This is a genomic window from Ketobacter sp. GenoA1 (assembly GCF_003671475.1).
Taxonomy (GTDB): domain Bacteria; phylum Pseudomonadota; class Gammaproteobacteria; order Pseudomonadales; family Ketobacteraceae; genus Ketobacter.
Map to the genome: position 1 here is coordinate 503,720 of NZ_RCHM01000009.1, position 15,161 is coordinate 518,880.

Annotated in this window: 15 protein-coding genes; 12 read left to right on the top strand and 3 right to left on the bottom strand. The window is 54.8% G+C overall.

What is annotated here, in order from left to right:
* Positions 1-98 precede the first annotated feature (98 nt).
* From D9N13_RS03740 to cydX, 4 genes are read left to right on the top strand one after another with little or no spacing between them, the layout of a single operon-like run.
* Positions 99-278: a hypothetical protein gene (locus tag D9N13_RS03740; RefSeq protein WP_290586020.1), complete on the top strand. Its 180-nt coding sequence runs from the start codon at positions 99-101 to the stop codon at positions 276-278.
* Positions 271-1,839, top strand: coding sequence for a cytochrome ubiquinol oxidase subunit I (locus D9N13_RS03745; protein WP_290586023.1), 1,569 nt, complete (start codon positions 271-273; stop codon positions 1,837-1,839). The genes D9N13_RS03740 and D9N13_RS03745 overlap by 8 nt, the downstream gene beginning before the upstream one ends.
* Positions 1,839-2,978, top strand: a complete 1,140-nt coding sequence (gene cydB, locus D9N13_RS03750) for a cytochrome d ubiquinol oxidase subunit II (RefSeq protein ID WP_317622459.1) — start codon at positions 1,839-1,841, stop codon at positions 2,976-2,978. Before D9N13_RS03745 ends, cydB begins: the two co-directional genes overlap by 1 nt.
* Positions 2,979-2,989: 11 nt before the next feature.
* A complete protein-coding gene (gene cydX / locus D9N13_RS03755; protein ID WP_290586029.1) occupies positions 2,990-3,100 on the top strand; it encodes a cytochrome bd-I oxidase subunit CydX in 111 nt (36 codons plus the stop codon).
* Positions 3,101-3,148: 48 nt separating this feature from the next.
* Here the strand turns inward: cydX and D9N13_RS03760 are convergent, their stop codons facing one another.
* The 3 genes from D9N13_RS03760 to D9N13_RS03770 all read right to left on the bottom strand — a co-directional run bounded on the left by D9N13_RS03760 (position 3,149) and on the right by D9N13_RS03770 (position 6,239).
* Entirely contained in the window at positions 3,149-4,225 is a 1,077-nt protein-coding gene (locus D9N13_RS03760; protein WP_290586032.1) for an alpha/beta hydrolase, read from the bottom strand.
* Between the two features lie 91 nt (positions 4,226-4,316).
* The gene (locus D9N13_RS03765) at positions 4,317-4,853 is read right to left on the bottom strand and encodes a YaeQ family protein (RefSeq protein WP_290586035.1); all 537 of its coding nucleotides are present in this window, start codon (positions 4,851-4,853) and stop codon (positions 4,317-4,319) included.
* Between the two features lie 9 nt (positions 4,854-4,862).
* Positions 4,863-6,239, bottom strand: a complete 1,377-nt coding sequence (locus D9N13_RS03770; RefSeq protein ID WP_290586038.1) for a WS/DGAT/MGAT family O-acyltransferase — start codon at positions 6,237-6,239, stop codon at positions 4,863-4,865.
* Between the two features lie 311 nt (positions 6,240-6,550).
* Here D9N13_RS03770 and D9N13_RS03775 point away from each other — a divergent pair, with 311 nt between their 5' ends.
* The 8 genes from D9N13_RS03775 (at position 6,551) to modA (ending at position 15,114) form a co-directional block, all read left to right on the top strand.
* Entirely contained in the window at positions 6,551-7,759 is a 1,209-nt protein-coding gene (locus D9N13_RS03775) for a 1-acyl-sn-glycerol-3-phosphate acyltransferase (RefSeq protein WP_290586040.1), read from the top strand.
* Positions 7,760-7,838: 79 nt separating this feature from the next.
* Entirely contained in the window at positions 7,839-8,768 is a 930-nt protein-coding gene (locus tag D9N13_RS03780; protein WP_290586042.1) for a hypothetical protein, read from the top strand.
* Complete coding sequence (locus D9N13_RS03785) at positions 8,761-9,561, top strand: HAD-IIB family hydrolase (protein ID WP_290586045.1); 801 nt, start codon at positions 8,761-8,763, stop codon at positions 9,559-9,561. The genes D9N13_RS03780 and D9N13_RS03785 overlap by 8 nt, the downstream gene beginning before the upstream one ends.
* A 45-nt stretch (positions 9,562-9,606) precedes the next feature.
* Positions 9,607-10,833 (top strand): glycosyl transferase, encoded by a 1,227-nt coding sequence (locus tag D9N13_RS03790; protein WP_290586048.1) that lies wholly within the window; start codon positions 9,607-9,609, stop codon positions 10,831-10,833.
* A 52-nt stretch (positions 10,834-10,885) separates the two neighbouring features.
* Positions 10,886-12,622 (top strand): sugar phosphorylase, encoded by a 1,737-nt coding sequence (locus D9N13_RS03795; RefSeq protein WP_290586050.1) that lies wholly within the window; start codon positions 10,886-10,888, stop codon positions 12,620-12,622.
* Between the two features lie 58 nt (positions 12,623-12,680).
* Entirely contained in the window at positions 12,681-13,874 is a 1,194-nt protein-coding gene (locus D9N13_RS03800) for an NAD(P)/FAD-dependent oxidoreductase (RefSeq protein WP_290586053.1), read from the top strand.
* A gap of 77 nt (positions 13,875-13,951) precedes the next feature.
* On the top strand, positions 13,952-14,311 hold the full coding sequence (locus D9N13_RS03805; RefSeq protein WP_290586056.1) for a VOC family protein: 360 nt from the start codon (positions 13,952-13,954) through the stop codon (positions 14,309-14,311).
* Positions 14,312-14,352: 41 nt separating this feature from the next.
* Complete coding sequence (gene modA, locus D9N13_RS03810; protein ID WP_290586059.1) at positions 14,353-15,114, top strand: molybdate ABC transporter substrate-binding protein; 762 nt, start codon at positions 14,353-14,355, stop codon at positions 15,112-15,114.
* Positions 15,115-15,161: the final 47 nt, after the last annotated feature.

Here is a 15,161-nt window from a genome sequence, read left to right on the forward strand (position 1 = left end):
AGATGGATAGAATTAGTTTTCTGAGTTCTGTTTGTTGGCATGTCCGATGCAATGATCTCGTCAGGACTGTTGTTTCTGTCACAGAGGGGGGAGGTATTGTGAAACGAACGGCATCGTCTCTGCGTGCGCACATCACCTGGATTTTGTTGGTGAAGCTGGTGGTTATGATCGGTTTGAAAATGACCTTCTTCACTTCCCTTGAGCAGCAACACCAGCCCGTTGATCTGTACTTCGAATCGCCCGCGGAAGACTCTCCGCTAAGGAGCAACCATGATTGATGCGTCTGCTGTTGAAGTGGCACGGTTGCAGTTTGCCCTCACTGCGCTGTTCCACTTTATTTTCGTACCGTTGACTCTCGGCCTGTCGTTCATTCTGGCCATTATGGAATCGGTTTATGTGCTCACCCAGAAACAGGTCTACCGGGATATGACCCGATTCTGGGGCAAACTGTTCGGGATCAATTTTGCGTTGGGTGTAACCACGGGCCTGACCATGGAATTCCAGTTCGGTACCAACTGGGCTTATTACTCCCATTATGTGGGTGACATCTTTGGTGTGCCCCTGGCCATTGAAGGGCTGATGGCATTCTTTCTGGAAAGCACGTTAATCGGCTTGTTTTTTTTCGGCTGGGAGCGGCTCAGTCAGCGTCAGCACCTGGCGGTGACCTGGTTGGTGGCGCTTGGCTCCAATTTGTCGGCACTGTGGATATTGATCGCCAATGGCTGGATGCAGAACCCGGTGGGTGCTGAGTTTAATTATGAAACCATGCGCATGGAATTGACGTCGTTGGGAGCCGTGTTTTTTAACCCGGTGGCGCAAGTGAAGTTTGTGCACACGGTGGCGTCCGGTTATGTGACCGGGGCGATGTTTGTGTTGGGAATCTCCAGCTGGTATCTGCTGAAAGGGCGTGACATTCCCTTTGCCCGCAGATCCTTTGCCATTGCCGCCAGCTTTGGTACGGCTTCCATCCTGTCGGTCATTGTGTTGGGGGATGAGTCCGGTTATGAACTGGGGGACGTGCAGCAGGTTAAATTGGCTGCCATCGAAGCTGAATGGAAAACCCATGAACCGCCCGCTGCCTTCACGCTGATCGGTTGGCCCGACGATGAAGCCCAGTACACACATTATGCCGTGCGTATTCCCTATGCGTTGGGGCTGGTGGCAACCCGCAGTGTGGATAAGCCGGTGCTGGGGATTGACGACTTGAAAGCGCGCAATGAGCAGCGTATCCGTAACGGTATGGTGGCCTATGGCCTGTTGCAGGAACTGCGTGCAGAGAGGGAAGCCGGCGGCGTGAGTGATGCAACCCGCAGTGCGTTTGAGGCAGTAAAAGCCGATCTGGGATACGGACTGTTGTTGAAGCAGGATGTTCCCGATGTGGTCAGCGCTGATGCTGCGGCTATTCAGGCGGCGGTAGATCGCAGTATTCCCAAAGTCTGGCCGCTGTTTTTTGGCTTCCGCATTATGGTGGCGGCGGGGTTCTTTATGCTGGTGGTGTTTCTGCTGGCCTTTTATGAATCCACCCGTCATCACATCGGCGAAAAAAAATGGGTGTTACGGATGGCGTTCTACTCCATTCCGTTGCCCTGGATCGCGGCTGAATGCGGCTGGATTGTAGCGGAGTACGGTCGTCAGCCCTGGTCGATCGGCGAGATACTGCCGACGCATCTTTCTGCTTCTAACCTTGCCGCAGCGGATGTCTGGAGCAGCCTGATTGCCATCGTGGTGTTCTACATCGGGCTGTTCATTGTTGAGATGTTCCTGATGCTGCACTTTGTACGCAAGGGGCCCAGCAGCCTCGGGACCGGCCGTTATCACTTTGAAGGAGAAGCCCAATGATTGCTGATTACGAAACCCTGAAGTTGATCTGGTGGGGTCTGGTGGGGGTGCTGTTGATTGGCTTTGCGCTCACCGATGGCTTCGATATGGGCGTGGGTGTGCTGTTGCCTTTTTTGGGCAGGAATGATGAACAGCGCCGGGTTATTATCAACACGGTTGGCCCCCATTGGGAAGGCAATCAGGTTTGGTTCGTCACCGCCGGTGGCGCGCTGTTTGCGGCCTGGCCACTGGTCTATGCCAGTGCATTCTCTGGTATGTACGCTGCCCTGATCATCACCTTGATGGCCCTGTTTTTACGCCCGGTTGGGTTTGATTACCGCTCGAAACAGGATTCAGCGCGCTGGCGCAAAAACTGGGATTGGGCGTTGTTCGTTGGCTCCATTGTGCCGCCGCTCATTTTTGGTGTGGCCTTCGGCAACCTGTTTCTGGGTTTGCCTTTCACCTTTGATGAGCTGATGCGGCCCCGCTATGAGGGCAATCTTTGGGGCTTACTGACGCTGTTTCCACTGCTGGCGGGTTTACTGAGTTTGAGTATGCTGGTGATGCATGGCGGTGTTTGGTTGGGATTGAAAACCGACGGGGTGGTGCGTGATCGGGCCAATGGCGCCACCGTGAAAGCCGCGGTCGTTACCGCCCTGCTGTTCGGTGTGTGTGGGGTGTGGGTGGCTTCCGGTATGAAGGGGCTGCTGATTGTGGCGCTGCCGGACACCAACGCCGCCATTGATCCGCTGGGTAAAACCGTACAGGTTCAGGCGGGCGCCTGGTTGGCAAACTATCAGCATTGGCCTGTGTTGACGCTGTTTCCGCTGTTGGGATTGGTGATGCCCTTTGTTACCGCATTTTTGTCTTTGCAACGGCAGGAAGGCTGGGCCTTTTTAACCAGCAGCATGGCGGTGGCCAGTATTATCGCCACCGCCGGTGTATCGCTGTTTCCCTTTGTTATGCCCTCCAGCCTTGCGCCCAATCACAGTCTCACCCTGTGGGACGCCACCTCCAGCGCATTGACGTTGAATGTGATGCTGATGGTGGCCTGCGTGTTTGTGCCGCTGGTGTTGGGGTATACCCTGTGGAGCTATTACAAAATGTGGGGGCGCCTGGATGAAGAGCAGATTCGTACTCACGGCCATTCATTATATTAGGGAGCGAAGCCATGTGGTATTTCACCTGGATACTGGGTGTGTTACTGGCCTGTGCATTTGGCATCATCAATGTGCTGTGGCTGGAAGTGAATGAAGACCTGGATCGGCCCGATCCGGATTAATCCGGATCAGGGTAACCTGCCGGGGCAAGCCAAATAGACAGGTTCTGTTCAGCCCGCGCTGTGGCAGCGCATCAGGTCACGCAGTGCGCTGCCCATGTCGTTCACCGCATCGCGCGCGGATTGTGAGCACAGAATATTGGCAAAGCCGTGCACCAGGCCGGGGTACTCAATCCATTGTACGGCGACACCGGCCTGTTGCATTTTTCGGGCGTAGTCGCGACCTTCGTCCCGTAACGGATCAAAGCCTGCCGTTACGACGATGGCCGGGGGTAGCTGGTGCAGATCCTCGGCATAGAGGGGTGAGATGTCCGGATGGCATTGATCCTGATCAGCGGGGATATAGCAGTCTTTGTAAATACGAATGCCTTCGTCTGTCAGTAGAAACCCATCCGCAAACAGGGTGCGGGAGCCCACTTCCCTGGGGCTGTCCGCTGACGGGTAGATCAGCAGTTGGGCCGCCGGTTGGCGGATAGCGCGGTCTGCCAGTTTGCGCGCCAATACGGTCGCCAGTTTGCCGCCGGCGCTGTCCCCTGCCACCGCAATCACCGGGTCGTTCAGGCCCAGCTCCGGCAGTCGGTGCATGGCATCCTCATAGGCGCGCAGCACATCGTTTACGGCGGTGGGCCAGGGATTCTCCGGTGCCTTTTGGTATTCCACCGATAAAACCCGGGCCCCGGTGATCTGGGCCAGGTGACGGCACAGGTTATCATGGGTGTCCAGATTGCCGTGTACCCAGCCGCCGCCGTGCAGAAAAAACAGCAATGCGTCTGTGGCTTGGTTGGGGGCCTGTTGATGGGGTGTGTAAAGCCGGGCCGGGAGCCTGGGGTTGTCCTGCCCGAGCAGCAGGTTGCGGGTGGACATGGGCACAAGCTTGCCCTGAACGATGCGTGTGCTGGCGTTAAATGCCTGGCGGCTGGCCTGCAATTGCTGCGGGTTCTGGCGCGATGGCCGTATCGGCTTTTCCAGGTTGGAAAGTTTCACCAGCAATTGCATGTCCAGGTCCAGTTCCAGCCCATCCACACGGATTGGTTTGCCGGCAATCCGGCGCTTGGCGAAGCGTGGCAGGTTAAGCAAAGTGTTGAGGGAAGTGGTTTTGGCTTTTTCCAGCAGGGTCATGGCGGTCATCTTCTCTTGCGCAGTGTCGATCTTGGCAGCTTGAATGATGTTGCCATAGTATCCTGTTCGCTGCAGGTTGCACAGGTTGGTGCGGAGGCAGCTAGAGCCAGTTTTCCATTACCACACTGACGCTGGTGTGCTGATTGCCCAGGCTGATCTCGCCATCAAGAATATTACAGTGCAGCTGCATGGTGCGGCCACAGAGTGTGACCAGCTCGGCACAGGTGCCCGGGGTGAGGTAGTCCACCTGCACGTTGCCGAAGGTGCGGCACTTTCTCTGGGTGTGCTCCCACCAGATGGGAGCGGTGCGTTCACCGTAGCAATAGATATGAACCCGGTCGGCGCGGTGGCTGGCTTTTTTAATGCGTTTTTCATCCGGCAGCCCCACATCAATCCACAGCGTGATGTGATCCGTTAAATCCTTTTGCCACAGGGCGGCGTCTTCTTCCGTACTGAGGCCGCGGCCGAACGACAGTTGCTCACTGGCGTTGAGGGCGAATGCCAGCAGGCGGATCATCATCCTTTCCTCGGTTTCCGACGGATGCAGTGCCAGGGTCAGGTTATGTCCGTGGTAATAGTTCAGGTCCATATTGGAGATCTGCAACTCCGCTTTATAGACCGTGGATTTCAGTGCCATCGTCGTGTGCTATTTACCCTGTATGTCCGCTGCTACTTCCAGCTCGTGAATGCCGTTTTCAATAAAGTCCAGCAGCCGCTGCATGGAGGGCAGTGTGCGGCGGCAGGCAGTCAGCCCGAACTCGAGCTGGTTTTCATAGCTCAGCAGGGTAATGTTCAGGGCGATGCGGTCCAGCGGAATGGAAACCGGGTACATGCCCTCCAGCTTCGCGCCGTTCCAATACATGGTTTTTTTAGGGCCCGGCACATTGGAAATGATCACGTTAAACGGCTGCCAGTTGGAAATCATGCCGGTCAGCATATTGAAGCCGGCAGGTGCCATGGTCAGTGCCGTGTAGTTGAGCGTTTCCTCCGGGGTCATGTTTTTATAGCGATCCTTGGATTCCTTGACCGAGGCCTGAATGGTTTCCATGCGCAGCGCGGGATCGGCAATATGGGTGCCCAGGTTCACCAGAATCATGGCAATCTGGTTGCCGCTGTCGCTGTCATCACGGCGAATGGAGACCGGCACCATGGCCACCAGGGGTTTGTCCGGCAGGGCATGCTGGCTGATCAGGTAATCCCGCAGGGCACTGCCGCAAATGGCCAGCACCACATCGTTCATGGTGCCGCGAAATGCTTTGGCGATGCGCCGGATGCGTTCCATGGAATAGGATTGCGCGGCAAAGCGGCGGGAGCCGGTGATGGGTTCGTTGAGCAGGCAGTTGGGAGCCTGGAATATGGACACGTGGGATGAATCCTTGCGCGCCCTGCGGAACAGCTTACCCACTTCCGTTGCCACTTTCGGCAACGTGGCAATTTGCTTGCTGGCACCGCCAAACAGCTCACCGAAGCCGCTGACGATTTCCTGCGGGTTGATCGATTTGCTGGGGCGTTTACGCGGGGGCATGGCCCAGATCGGGGGGCGATTCATTTCCGCCGGATCGTAGGACAGAAACTGAATACAGGTTTTCATGGCGGCGATGCCATCCATCATGCTGTGGTGGACTTTCGAGTACACCGCAAAACGCCGGCCTCTGACGCCCTCGATAAGGTGAAATTCCCACAACGGCCGTTCCCGGTCCATCAGGTTGCTGTGTTCCGCGGAAACCCGTGCCAGCAGTTCCCGGATGCGACCGGGCTTGGGCAGTGCTTCATGCCGGAAATGATGTTCCAGATCGAAGTGATCATCCTCTTCCCAATAGTACTGTCCCAGCTTGCGGGTGAGGCATTGACCGTAGCGACCTTCGGGATGCTGGTACGCGCGCAGTGATTCCGCCAATTCAGTGACGTACTTGGGCCCGGCGCCATCGGGAAACGAAAACAGCATCAGGCCGCCTACGTGCATGGGTTGTTGGCGCTTCTCAAGCCACAGGAAAAGCTGGTCTGCGGGGCTCAATGGAGTCATTCCGATGTGTTCCTTGTAGTTCGCTGTCGTCGGATTGGGTTCACAGGGGCCGGCACAAGCCAGGGTGCCGATAAAAGAATCAAATAATTACAAACTCAGAGCCGTATTGACACTGATTCTTATCATTTTTTCATTCAGTGATACGCAAATTTTATTCCCACCCGCCAAAATTGGACAGGAATAGTTGCCAATTATTGATCTGTCGACACATTTTGTAGCGAAAATAGGCCCCTGATGGCAATGCTTTGCTGCGCAGTTGGCCGAAACCCGGTTACACTTGAAAAGTTTACATAGGTTACAGTCAGTCCCACATGGCCATGCAGCAGTTTGAATCGATTCGTCCTTATCAGGATCATGAAGTACCCGCGGTGATTGAGCGTTTGTTGCAGTCAGATGCGTTGATCCACGCCATTATTCACGTGCAGTTCCCTCTGGTGCCCCGGTATCTGGAGAAACCGCTGGCGCGTTACGTACGCCATCGAATCCATAAAAACCTCAAGGAAATAAGCACGGTCGCGGAATTTCAGGATCGCATGCGCGGTTTTGTGCAAAGCACCATTGAAAAGAGCATGACGGAATTTACCTTCTCTGGTGAGCAGAACCTGCAGCAGGGTGTACCTTATGTTTTCATCAGTAACCACCGGGATATCACCCTGGATTCGGCACTGCTTAATTACACTCTGATTGATGCCGGTCTGGATACGGCAGAGATTGCCATCGGTGATAACCTGCTGAGCAATCCTCTGGTATCGGATCTGCTGCGCCTGAACAAGAGCTTTGTGGTGAACCGTTCGGCCAGTGGGGTCAAGGCTAAGTATCAGGCTTTGCTGCAACTCTCCCACTACATTAATCAGGCCAGCGCAGAAGGCCGCTCGGTGTGGATTGCCCAGCGCGAAGGGCGGGCCAAGGACGGCTTTGATATTACCGATCCGGCCATCATCAAAATGCTGTATGTCTGGCAGAAGAAGCAGGGCGTCTCCTTCTCCGATGCCATGAACAAGCTGAATCTGGTGCCGGTGGCCATCTCTTATGAATACGATCCCTGTGATGGCTTGAAAGCCACCGAGTTACAGGCCCGTGCCGCCGCGGATTATGTCAAGCAGGATGGCGAGGACGTGGAAAGCATTATGCGGGGCATCGCGCTGCCCAAAGGGCGGGTTCACATTGAAATCGGCAAACCCTTACAGGGTGATTTTGCCGATGCCCAGACCCTGGCCCATGCCCTGGACCAGCAGATTGTAGAGAATTACCGCCTGTTTCCGCCCAGCCTGCTGGCCATAGAGCATATGCTGAATCTGGGCAAAGCCATGCAATCCCTGAAGGACGATTCCATCACCAGATTTCAGACCATCGCCCAGCAGGCGCGGGAAACGCTGACGGCGATGGATGCTCAGGAATTATCCCGGCAGGCGGCGGAGTTTTCCGCGCGCCTGGCCCATTACCCGGCCCAGGTTCAGCGCTATATCCTTGAAATGTATGCCAACCCCTTGCTGAACAAGTACAATTACACCAGTCATTAGGCTTTCCAAAACTTGGTATGGATCGTGAATAACCTCATACTATCTTCTTGTAAATCAAGCGAAAGAATGAGGGGGCGATGTGTCAGACACGCATTGGGATGCGATCCAGGCCACAGCCGCAGCACTGATTCGTCACGAGCATCTGCCTGACGATTTTGTCTCAACCGTAAAAGACTATTTTTATCCCCTGGCGCAGCGGATTGCGGCTCTGCAGTGCGCCGCGCGAGCCCCAATAGTTGTGGGGATCAATGGTGCCCAGGGCACCGGAAAGTCAACTCTGGCGCTGTTCCTGGAGACGCTGTTAACCCAGCACCTGGACTGCCCCTGTGCGCGCTTTTCCCTGGATGATATTTACCTGACCCGCGCCGAGCGGGAGAAACTGGCCGCCGGTGTTCACCCCTTACTGAAAACCCGCGGTGTGCCCGGCACCCATGATGTGACATTGGGCCACCGGGTGCTGGACGAGCTGCTGGCCTCCGGGCCCGATGATGTGGTGCCGATTCCGGCCTTCGATAAATCCATGGATGACCGTGCCCCCATGCAGGCCTGGCCTTTGCATCGTGGATGCGTGCATGTGGTTCTGCTGGAAGGCTGGTGTGTGGCGGCGTTGCCGGAACCGGATGGGCAGCGCCTGATGGCGCCGGTCAATGAGCTGGAAGCCCGGGAGGATGCCGATGGACACTGGCGGCAGTATGTGAACCAGCACCTGGCCCAGGAATATCAACCGTTGTTTGGCCGGCTGGATTATCTGGTCATGCTGCGGGCGCCGTCCATGGAATGCATACTGCAGTGGCGCACCCTGCAGGAGCAGAAGCTGGCGCAGCGAATTGCGCAGCACCAAAATGGTGCGGGTGCCCCCGGTGTGATGACCACAGACCAGATCAAACGCTTTATCATGCATTACGAACGACTCACCCGGGCCATGCTGGAGGAAATGCCGGCACGAGCCAACGCGCTGTTCACTATCGATGAGCAGCACCGCATAACAGGAGCCCAGTATCGTGACTGACCGTCAATTGTTGGTGTTCACCGATCTGGATGGCACCTTGCTGGATCACCACACTTACCGTTTCCAGGCGGCCTCTCCGGCATTGGAGCGTCTGCGGGAAGCGGGTATTCCGGTGATTCTCAACTCCAGTAAAACCCGCCCTGAGATGGAGTCATTGCAACAGCAGCTGGGTATCGAGGCACCCTTTATTGTGGAAAACGGTGCTGCGGCCATCATCCCTGCCGGAAATCTGGGTAAAGATACCGGCCTTGTGGTGTCATTTTCGGCCCCTCTGGATGAGGTACACGATGTACTGCGTTCGTTACGGCAGGAGGGCTACCGGTTTCGCGGCTTTATGGACATGGATGCTGCTGAAGTGGCGGCGGTAACCGGCCTGCCACAGATGGCAGCGGCCCGGGCCAAGCAACGTATTGGCACTGAGCCCCTGCTCTGGGAAGGCAGTGCAGACGCGCTCGCGCAGTTTCAGGCACAGTTGCAGAAAGCCGGATTGCAATTAATCAAGGGCGGCCGTTTCTATCATGCCATGGGTCAATACGATAAGGCCGATGCCATGCAATATTTGGTCAAACGCTATCAATCCTGGTATCCCGAGCAGCAGATTGTCACCATCGCGCTGGGGGATAGCCCCAATGATGCGCGCATGCTGGAAAGCGCGGATTATGCTGTCATTATTAAGGGGGTTAATTCCGATAAACTTGAAATAACGGGCGCCGGTGTGGTGCTGCGCTCCCAGGGTGAAGGCCCTGTTGGCTGGAATGAATGTATCCAGTCGCTTTTGAAGCAGCTGCTGTAATTAACAGCGGTGATGAGATTAACAGGCGGGAAGAAAGGCGGGAACATGGGCGATTTTTATCAAAATGGAATCATCACTACGCTGCATAATTTGCGCAGTCGGTCGTTGGAAGACCTGGAACGTGAGTTATCAACGTTTAAAAAACACCGGCCCATGGGCTTGGTGTTGCCATCACTGTATTCGGAGTTGGAAGGCCCGGCATTACAGCACATTGTGGATGAACTGAAACAGGTTCCCTATCTTGAGGAAATCGTCATTGGTCTGGACCGGGCGGATCAAGGTCAGTTTGAGCACGCCTTGCGTTATTTTTCCGGCCTGCCCCAGCGCCACCACGTGCTGTGGAATGATGGCCCCCGGTTGAAAGCATTGGATGAAGAACTACAGGCCCACGACCTGGCTCCCAGTGAAATGGGTAAAGGCAGAAACGTCTGGTATTGCTTTGGCTACATTCTGGCGGCGGATCGTACCGAATCGGTGGCCCTGCACGATTGCGACATCCTCACCTATCAACGCGATCTGGTGGCCCGGCTGATTTATCCTGTTGCCAACCCCAATTTCAACTACATGTTCTGCAAAGGTTATTACGCCCGGGTGGCGGATTCCAAAATGAACGGCCGCGTGAGTCGCCTGCTGGTGACGCCGCTTATCCGGGCGATGAAAAAAGTATGCGGTCCTTCGGACTTTCTGGATTATCTGGACAGCTATCGATATCCCCTGGCGGGTGAGTTTTCATTTCGAACCGATGTGATCAGCGATTTGCGAATTCCCAGTGACTGGGGGTTGGAAGTAGGTGTGTTATCCGAGATGAAACGCAACTACGCCACCAACCGTTTATGCCAGGTGGATATTGCCGATGCCTATGATCACAAGCATCAGGAGTTGTCGGCGGATGATGCCAGCGCCGGGCTTTCAAAAATGAGCACCGATATCTGCAAAGCGCTGTTCCGTAAACTGGCCACCAACGGTGAAGTGTTTTCCAACGAAAAATTCCGCTCCATCAAAGCCACTTATTATCGGATCGCCCTGGATTTTATCGAAAGCTACCAGAATGATGCCATCATCAACGGTTTGCGCTTTGATCGGCATTCGGAAGAACAGGCGGTGGAGTTGTTTGCACAAAATCTGATGGGGGCGGGTGCCTATTTCCTTGATAATCCCATGGATACGCCTTTTATTCCCAGTTGGAACCGGGTGATCAGTGCCATACCGGATATCATGGAACGCTTGAAGGAAGCGGTGGAACTGGATAATAAAGAATTCGGTGGCTGTTAACAATTACGTTGTGCTTAAACCATTATGAACATCTCAGGCAGGATCTGATTGTATGTTGGATGAATTGGAAAAAAGGCTGATTGGTTCGCTGGACTTTATTTATCCTGATATTGATACGGTTTTTCTCGCCCGGCAGTTGATCGAAACCATGGGGCTGGATGATCAATGTCAGCAGCCCCAGGATCACCAGAACAACTGGGATGAATCCGATGTTCTGTTGATCACCTACGCCGACTCAATTTTGAATCCTGCCCGTCAGGATGAGAAGCCGCTGGTAACCCTGTACAACTTTTTAAAGAGAAGGTTGCAGGACAGAATCTCCTGCGTGCATATTTTGCCTTTTTTCCCCTACAGCTCCGATGATGGGTTTGCTGTTATGGATTACCTGGCGGTGAATGAATCCCACGGCGAATGGGAGGATATCCAGCGGATCTCCTCTGAGTTCAAGTTTATGTCGGATCTGGTGATCAATCACATGTCCTCCCGCAGCCGCTGGTTCGACAATTTCAAAAAACGCATCGATCCGGGCAAGGATTACTTTTTTGAAGCCCGCCCGGATGCCGATGTCAGCGCCGTGGTGCGGCCACGCACCTCGCCACTACTGAATCCGGTGCAAACCGAAGATGGCGAACGTTACGTGTGGTGTACTTTCAGTGAGGATCAGGTGGATCTGAATTTCAAGAACCCCAAGGTGCTGCTGGAGTTTGTCAACATCATTCGCCACTATCTGGAATACGGGGTACAGATTTTTCGCCTGGACGCGGTGGCGTTTTTATGGAAAGAGGAGGGAACCCCTTCCATTCACCTGCAACAAACCCATGAAGTGATTAAAGTATTGCGTCTGCTGATTGAACATTACAACCCCCAGGCGGTGATCATCACGGAAACCAATGTGCCCAACCGGGAAAACCTGACCTACTTCGGTAACGCCAACGAAGCCCATGTGATCTACAACTTTTCATTGCCACCGCTGCTGATTTACACCCTTATAGCCGGTAACTGTCGGCACTTGAAAACCTGGCTGATGAGTATGCCGCCGGCGCAGATGGGTACCACCTATCTGAATTTTATCGCCTCTCACGACGGCGTGGGATTGCGGCCTACCGATGGGCTGCTGCAGGAGGAAGAGAAAAACCAGATGGTGAGCACCATGCAGCAGTTTGGTGGACGTATCACCTGCCGCCGATCGCGGGAGGGATTTGACAAGCCTTACGAGATGAATATCAGCCTGTATGATGCGCTCAAAGGCACCATTGAACATGGCCCCGACAAATGGCAATTGCAACGCTTTGTTTGTGCCCATGCCATTATGCTGGCGCTGGAAGGTATACCTGCATTTTATATTCACAGTTTGCTGGGGTCGGAAAACGATTACGCCAAGCTGGAGAATACCGGCCGCAACCGCTCCATCAACCGCAGCCAGTGGGAGGTGGGGCCGTTGGAAGAACAGCTGGAGAATAAATACAGCCATCACAGCAAGGTTTTCACCCAGCTTAGTGCGCTGATTGACATTCGCAAAAAACAGCCGGCGTTTCACCCCAATGCCACCCAGTTTACCCTGCACCTGGGATTGCAGATTTTTGGCTTCTGGCGCCAGAGCATGCGGCGGGATCAGTCTATCTTTTGTATTTACAACATCAGCAGTGAAACCCAGCAAGTGGCGTTGAGTGATATCAACCTGATTGGCACCGATAACTGGACCGACCTGATCTCCGGAATGAAAATCGAAGACCAGGCAGGCACCCTGACCCTGACCCCCTATCAGACCCTTTGGCTGTCGAACCGCTAGCCCGTCGCCAAAAAAAGAAACGTGCTAGAATGGCCGCCACGAGTAAGCGGGGTGGAATTTGAGCAAGACGTTTTCCTATGATGTGGTGGTGATTGGTGGTGGTGCGGCCGGCCTTTTCTGTGCCGCCCTGGCTGCCCGCAGAGGCCGCCGGGTGGTGGTGCTGGAACGCACCACCAAGGTGGGTAAGAAGATCCTGATGTCCGGTGGTGGCCGCTGCAATTTCACTAATATGTACACCGAGCCTGCCCACTTTCTTTCCGCCAATCCCCATTTCTGTAAATCGGCATTAAGCCGGTATACCCCGTGGGATTTCATCGGTCTGGTGAGCGATTACGGCATTCCCTACCACGAAAAAAAGTTGGGGCAGTTGTTTTGCGATAACAGCGCCAAAGATATTCTGGATATGCTGCTGGCGGAATGTGAGAAAGAAGGGGTGGATGTCCACACCGGCTGTGACATCCGGCAGTTGGAAGGTGAAGGGGGATTTCGCGTTGACACCCAACGTGGTGTTTATGCTTGTGCGGCGCTGGTGGTGGCCACCGGCGGTTTATCGATCCCCACCATGGGGGGCACCGCCTACGGTTACGAGGTGGCGCGCCAGTTTGGTCTTGAGGTTCTGCCCACCCGGGCAGGGCTGGTGCCTTTTGTCTTTACCGACACAATGAAAGACCTGTGCCATGCACTGAGCGGGGTTTCCCTGGACACGGTGAGCAGTAACGATCTGGCCTCGTTTCGGGAAAACATCCTTTTTACCCACCGGGGGCTCAGCGGGCCGGCCATTCTGCAGATCTCATCTTATTGGCAAGTGGGTGAAACCATTAGCGTTAATCTATTGCCCGCTGCAACCGAGGAAAACTGGTTGCTCAACCACAAGGCCTCTGACCCAAAGTGTCTGTTGCGCACCGTACTGGCCGCCCGGCTGCCGAAAAAGCTGGTGGCCGAGCTGGAGAAGCTCTGGTGGCCCAGTGAGAACCGCAAGCCGTTGGCGGAATTTTCCAACCAGCGGCTGCTGCAGCTGCAGCAGCAGATTGTGAACTGGCAACTAAAGCCCGCCGCAACCGAGGGTTATCGCACCGCCGAGGTCACTCTGGGGGGCGTGTCCACCGATGAGCTGTCTTCCAAAACCATGGAAAGTAAAAAGCAAAGCGGTTTGTACTTCATTGGTGAGGTGGTGGATGTGACCGGGCACCTGGGTGGATTTAATTTCCAGTGGGCCTGGGCCTCGGCTTATGCGGCAGCGATGGATGTGTGAGTGCAGCGGAGATAAACTAAAGGCAGATTGTTTAAACCTACTGGTTGTCACTACCGGAGATGCGCAGAGGAATTACCATGCCAGAACACGAAAAGCTAAATTATGTGGAGCTGCCGGCGCGGGATCTGGAGGCCACCAAGGCCTTTTTTTCCAGCGTGTTCGGTTGGGCGTTTGTTGACTACGGCCCGCAGTACACGGCATTTTCCAATCAGGGGTTGGATGGCGGCTTTTTTCAAAGTGATTTGATGTCAGATAGCCAAAACGGTGCGGCGCTGTTGGTATTTTACAGTAACGACCTGGAACAGACCCTGCGCAAAGTCAGCCAGGCCGGCGGCACCGTTATCAAACCGATCTTTGCCTTTCCCGGTGGCCGGCGTTTTCATTTTCGTGAGCCCAGCGGCAATGAATTTGCTGTTTGGTCGGAACCGCTTGAGTAATTTTGCGTTGATCCATCCATGCCGGTAAACAGGAGACCGTTATGAAGTCCTATGTGACAGCGCTTGCGTTCACGCTGGTGTCGTTACTGTCAGCTCCTGCTCACGCCGAGCAGATTACCATTGCGGTGGCCACCAATTTTATCGGACCCATGGAGGCATTGGTCAGCCGCTTCCAGCAGGATACCGGCCACAGGGTTAAGGTGTCCTATGGTTCCTCCGGCAAGATTTTTGCGCAGATTCAGCATAATGCCCCCTTCCAGGCGTTCTTCTCGGCGGATCAGGACAAACCGATCGCACTGGAAAAGGCTGGCCTGGCCGTGCCGGGCAGTCGTTTTACTTACGCCATAGGTGGCTTGGTGTTGTGGTCCAGTAAGCCAAATCTGGTGGATGCAGAGCTGCAGGTATTGCAGCAGGGTCGCTTTAACAAGCTGGCGCTGGCCAATCCCAGGTTAGCGCCCTATGGTGCCGCTGCGGTTGAAACGCTGCAGCGGATGGGATTGCTGCAATCCACGCGCGGGCAATGGGTGCAGGGAGAAAATATCGGTCAAACCTACCAGTTCGTCGCCACGGGGAATGCCGATTTAGGCTTTGTGGCCAAGTCACAGGTCATGAAAAACGGCCGCATCGAGCGCGGTTCCCACTGGATTGTTCCTGATGAGTTTTACGCACCCATCCGGCAGGATGCGGTGCTGCTTAAAAGGGGTGAAAACAGCCCCGCAGCGCGGGCGTTGCTGGCGTTCGTCACAGGCGGTGTTGCCCGTAAGGTGATTGCGCAGTTTGGCTATCAGGTGGAAGTGCAGTAGATTATAAATTGATCGTCTTTCATCGCAATAGTGTATTCAATCCGGTT

Bases quoted from the DNA above. Each gene is read 5' to 3' on its own strand.
- D9N13_RS03745 (WP_290586023.1), top strand. From the start codon at position 271: ATGATTGATGCGTCTGCTGTTGAAGTGGCACGGTTGCAGTTTGCCCTC.
- D9N13_RS03765 (WP_290586035.1), bottom strand. From the start codon at position 4,853: ATGGCACTGAAATCCACGGTCTATAAAGCGGAGTTGCAGATCTCCAAT.
- D9N13_RS03770 (WP_290586038.1), bottom strand. From the start codon at position 6,239: ATGACTCCATTGAGCCCCGCAGACCAGCTTTTCCTGTGGCTTGAGAAG.
- D9N13_RS03790 (WP_290586048.1), top strand. From the start codon at position 9,607: ATGGGCGATTTTTATCAAAATGGAATCATCACTACGCTGCATAATTTG.
- D9N13_RS03775 (WP_290586040.1), top strand. From the start codon at position 6,551: ATGGCCATGCAGCAGTTTGAATCGATTCGTCCTTATCAGGATCATGAA.
- D9N13_RS03760 (WP_290586032.1), bottom strand. From the start codon at position 4,225: ATGACCGCCATGACCCTGCTGGAAAAAGCCAAAACCACTTCCCTCAAC.
- D9N13_RS03805 (WP_290586056.1), top strand. From the start codon at position 13,952: ATGCCAGAACACGAAAAGCTAAATTATGTGGAGCTGCCGGCGCGGGAT.
- D9N13_RS03795 (WP_290586050.1), top strand. From the start codon at position 10,886: ATGTTGGATGAATTGGAAAAAAGGCTGATTGGTTCGCTGGACTTTATT.
- modA (WP_290586059.1), top strand. From the start codon at position 14,353: ATGAAGTCCTATGTGACAGCGCTTGCGTTCACGCTGGTGTCGTTACTG.
- cydX (WP_290586029.1), top strand. From the start codon at position 2,990: ATGTGGTATTTCACCTGGATACTGGGTGTGTTACTGGCCTGTGCATTT.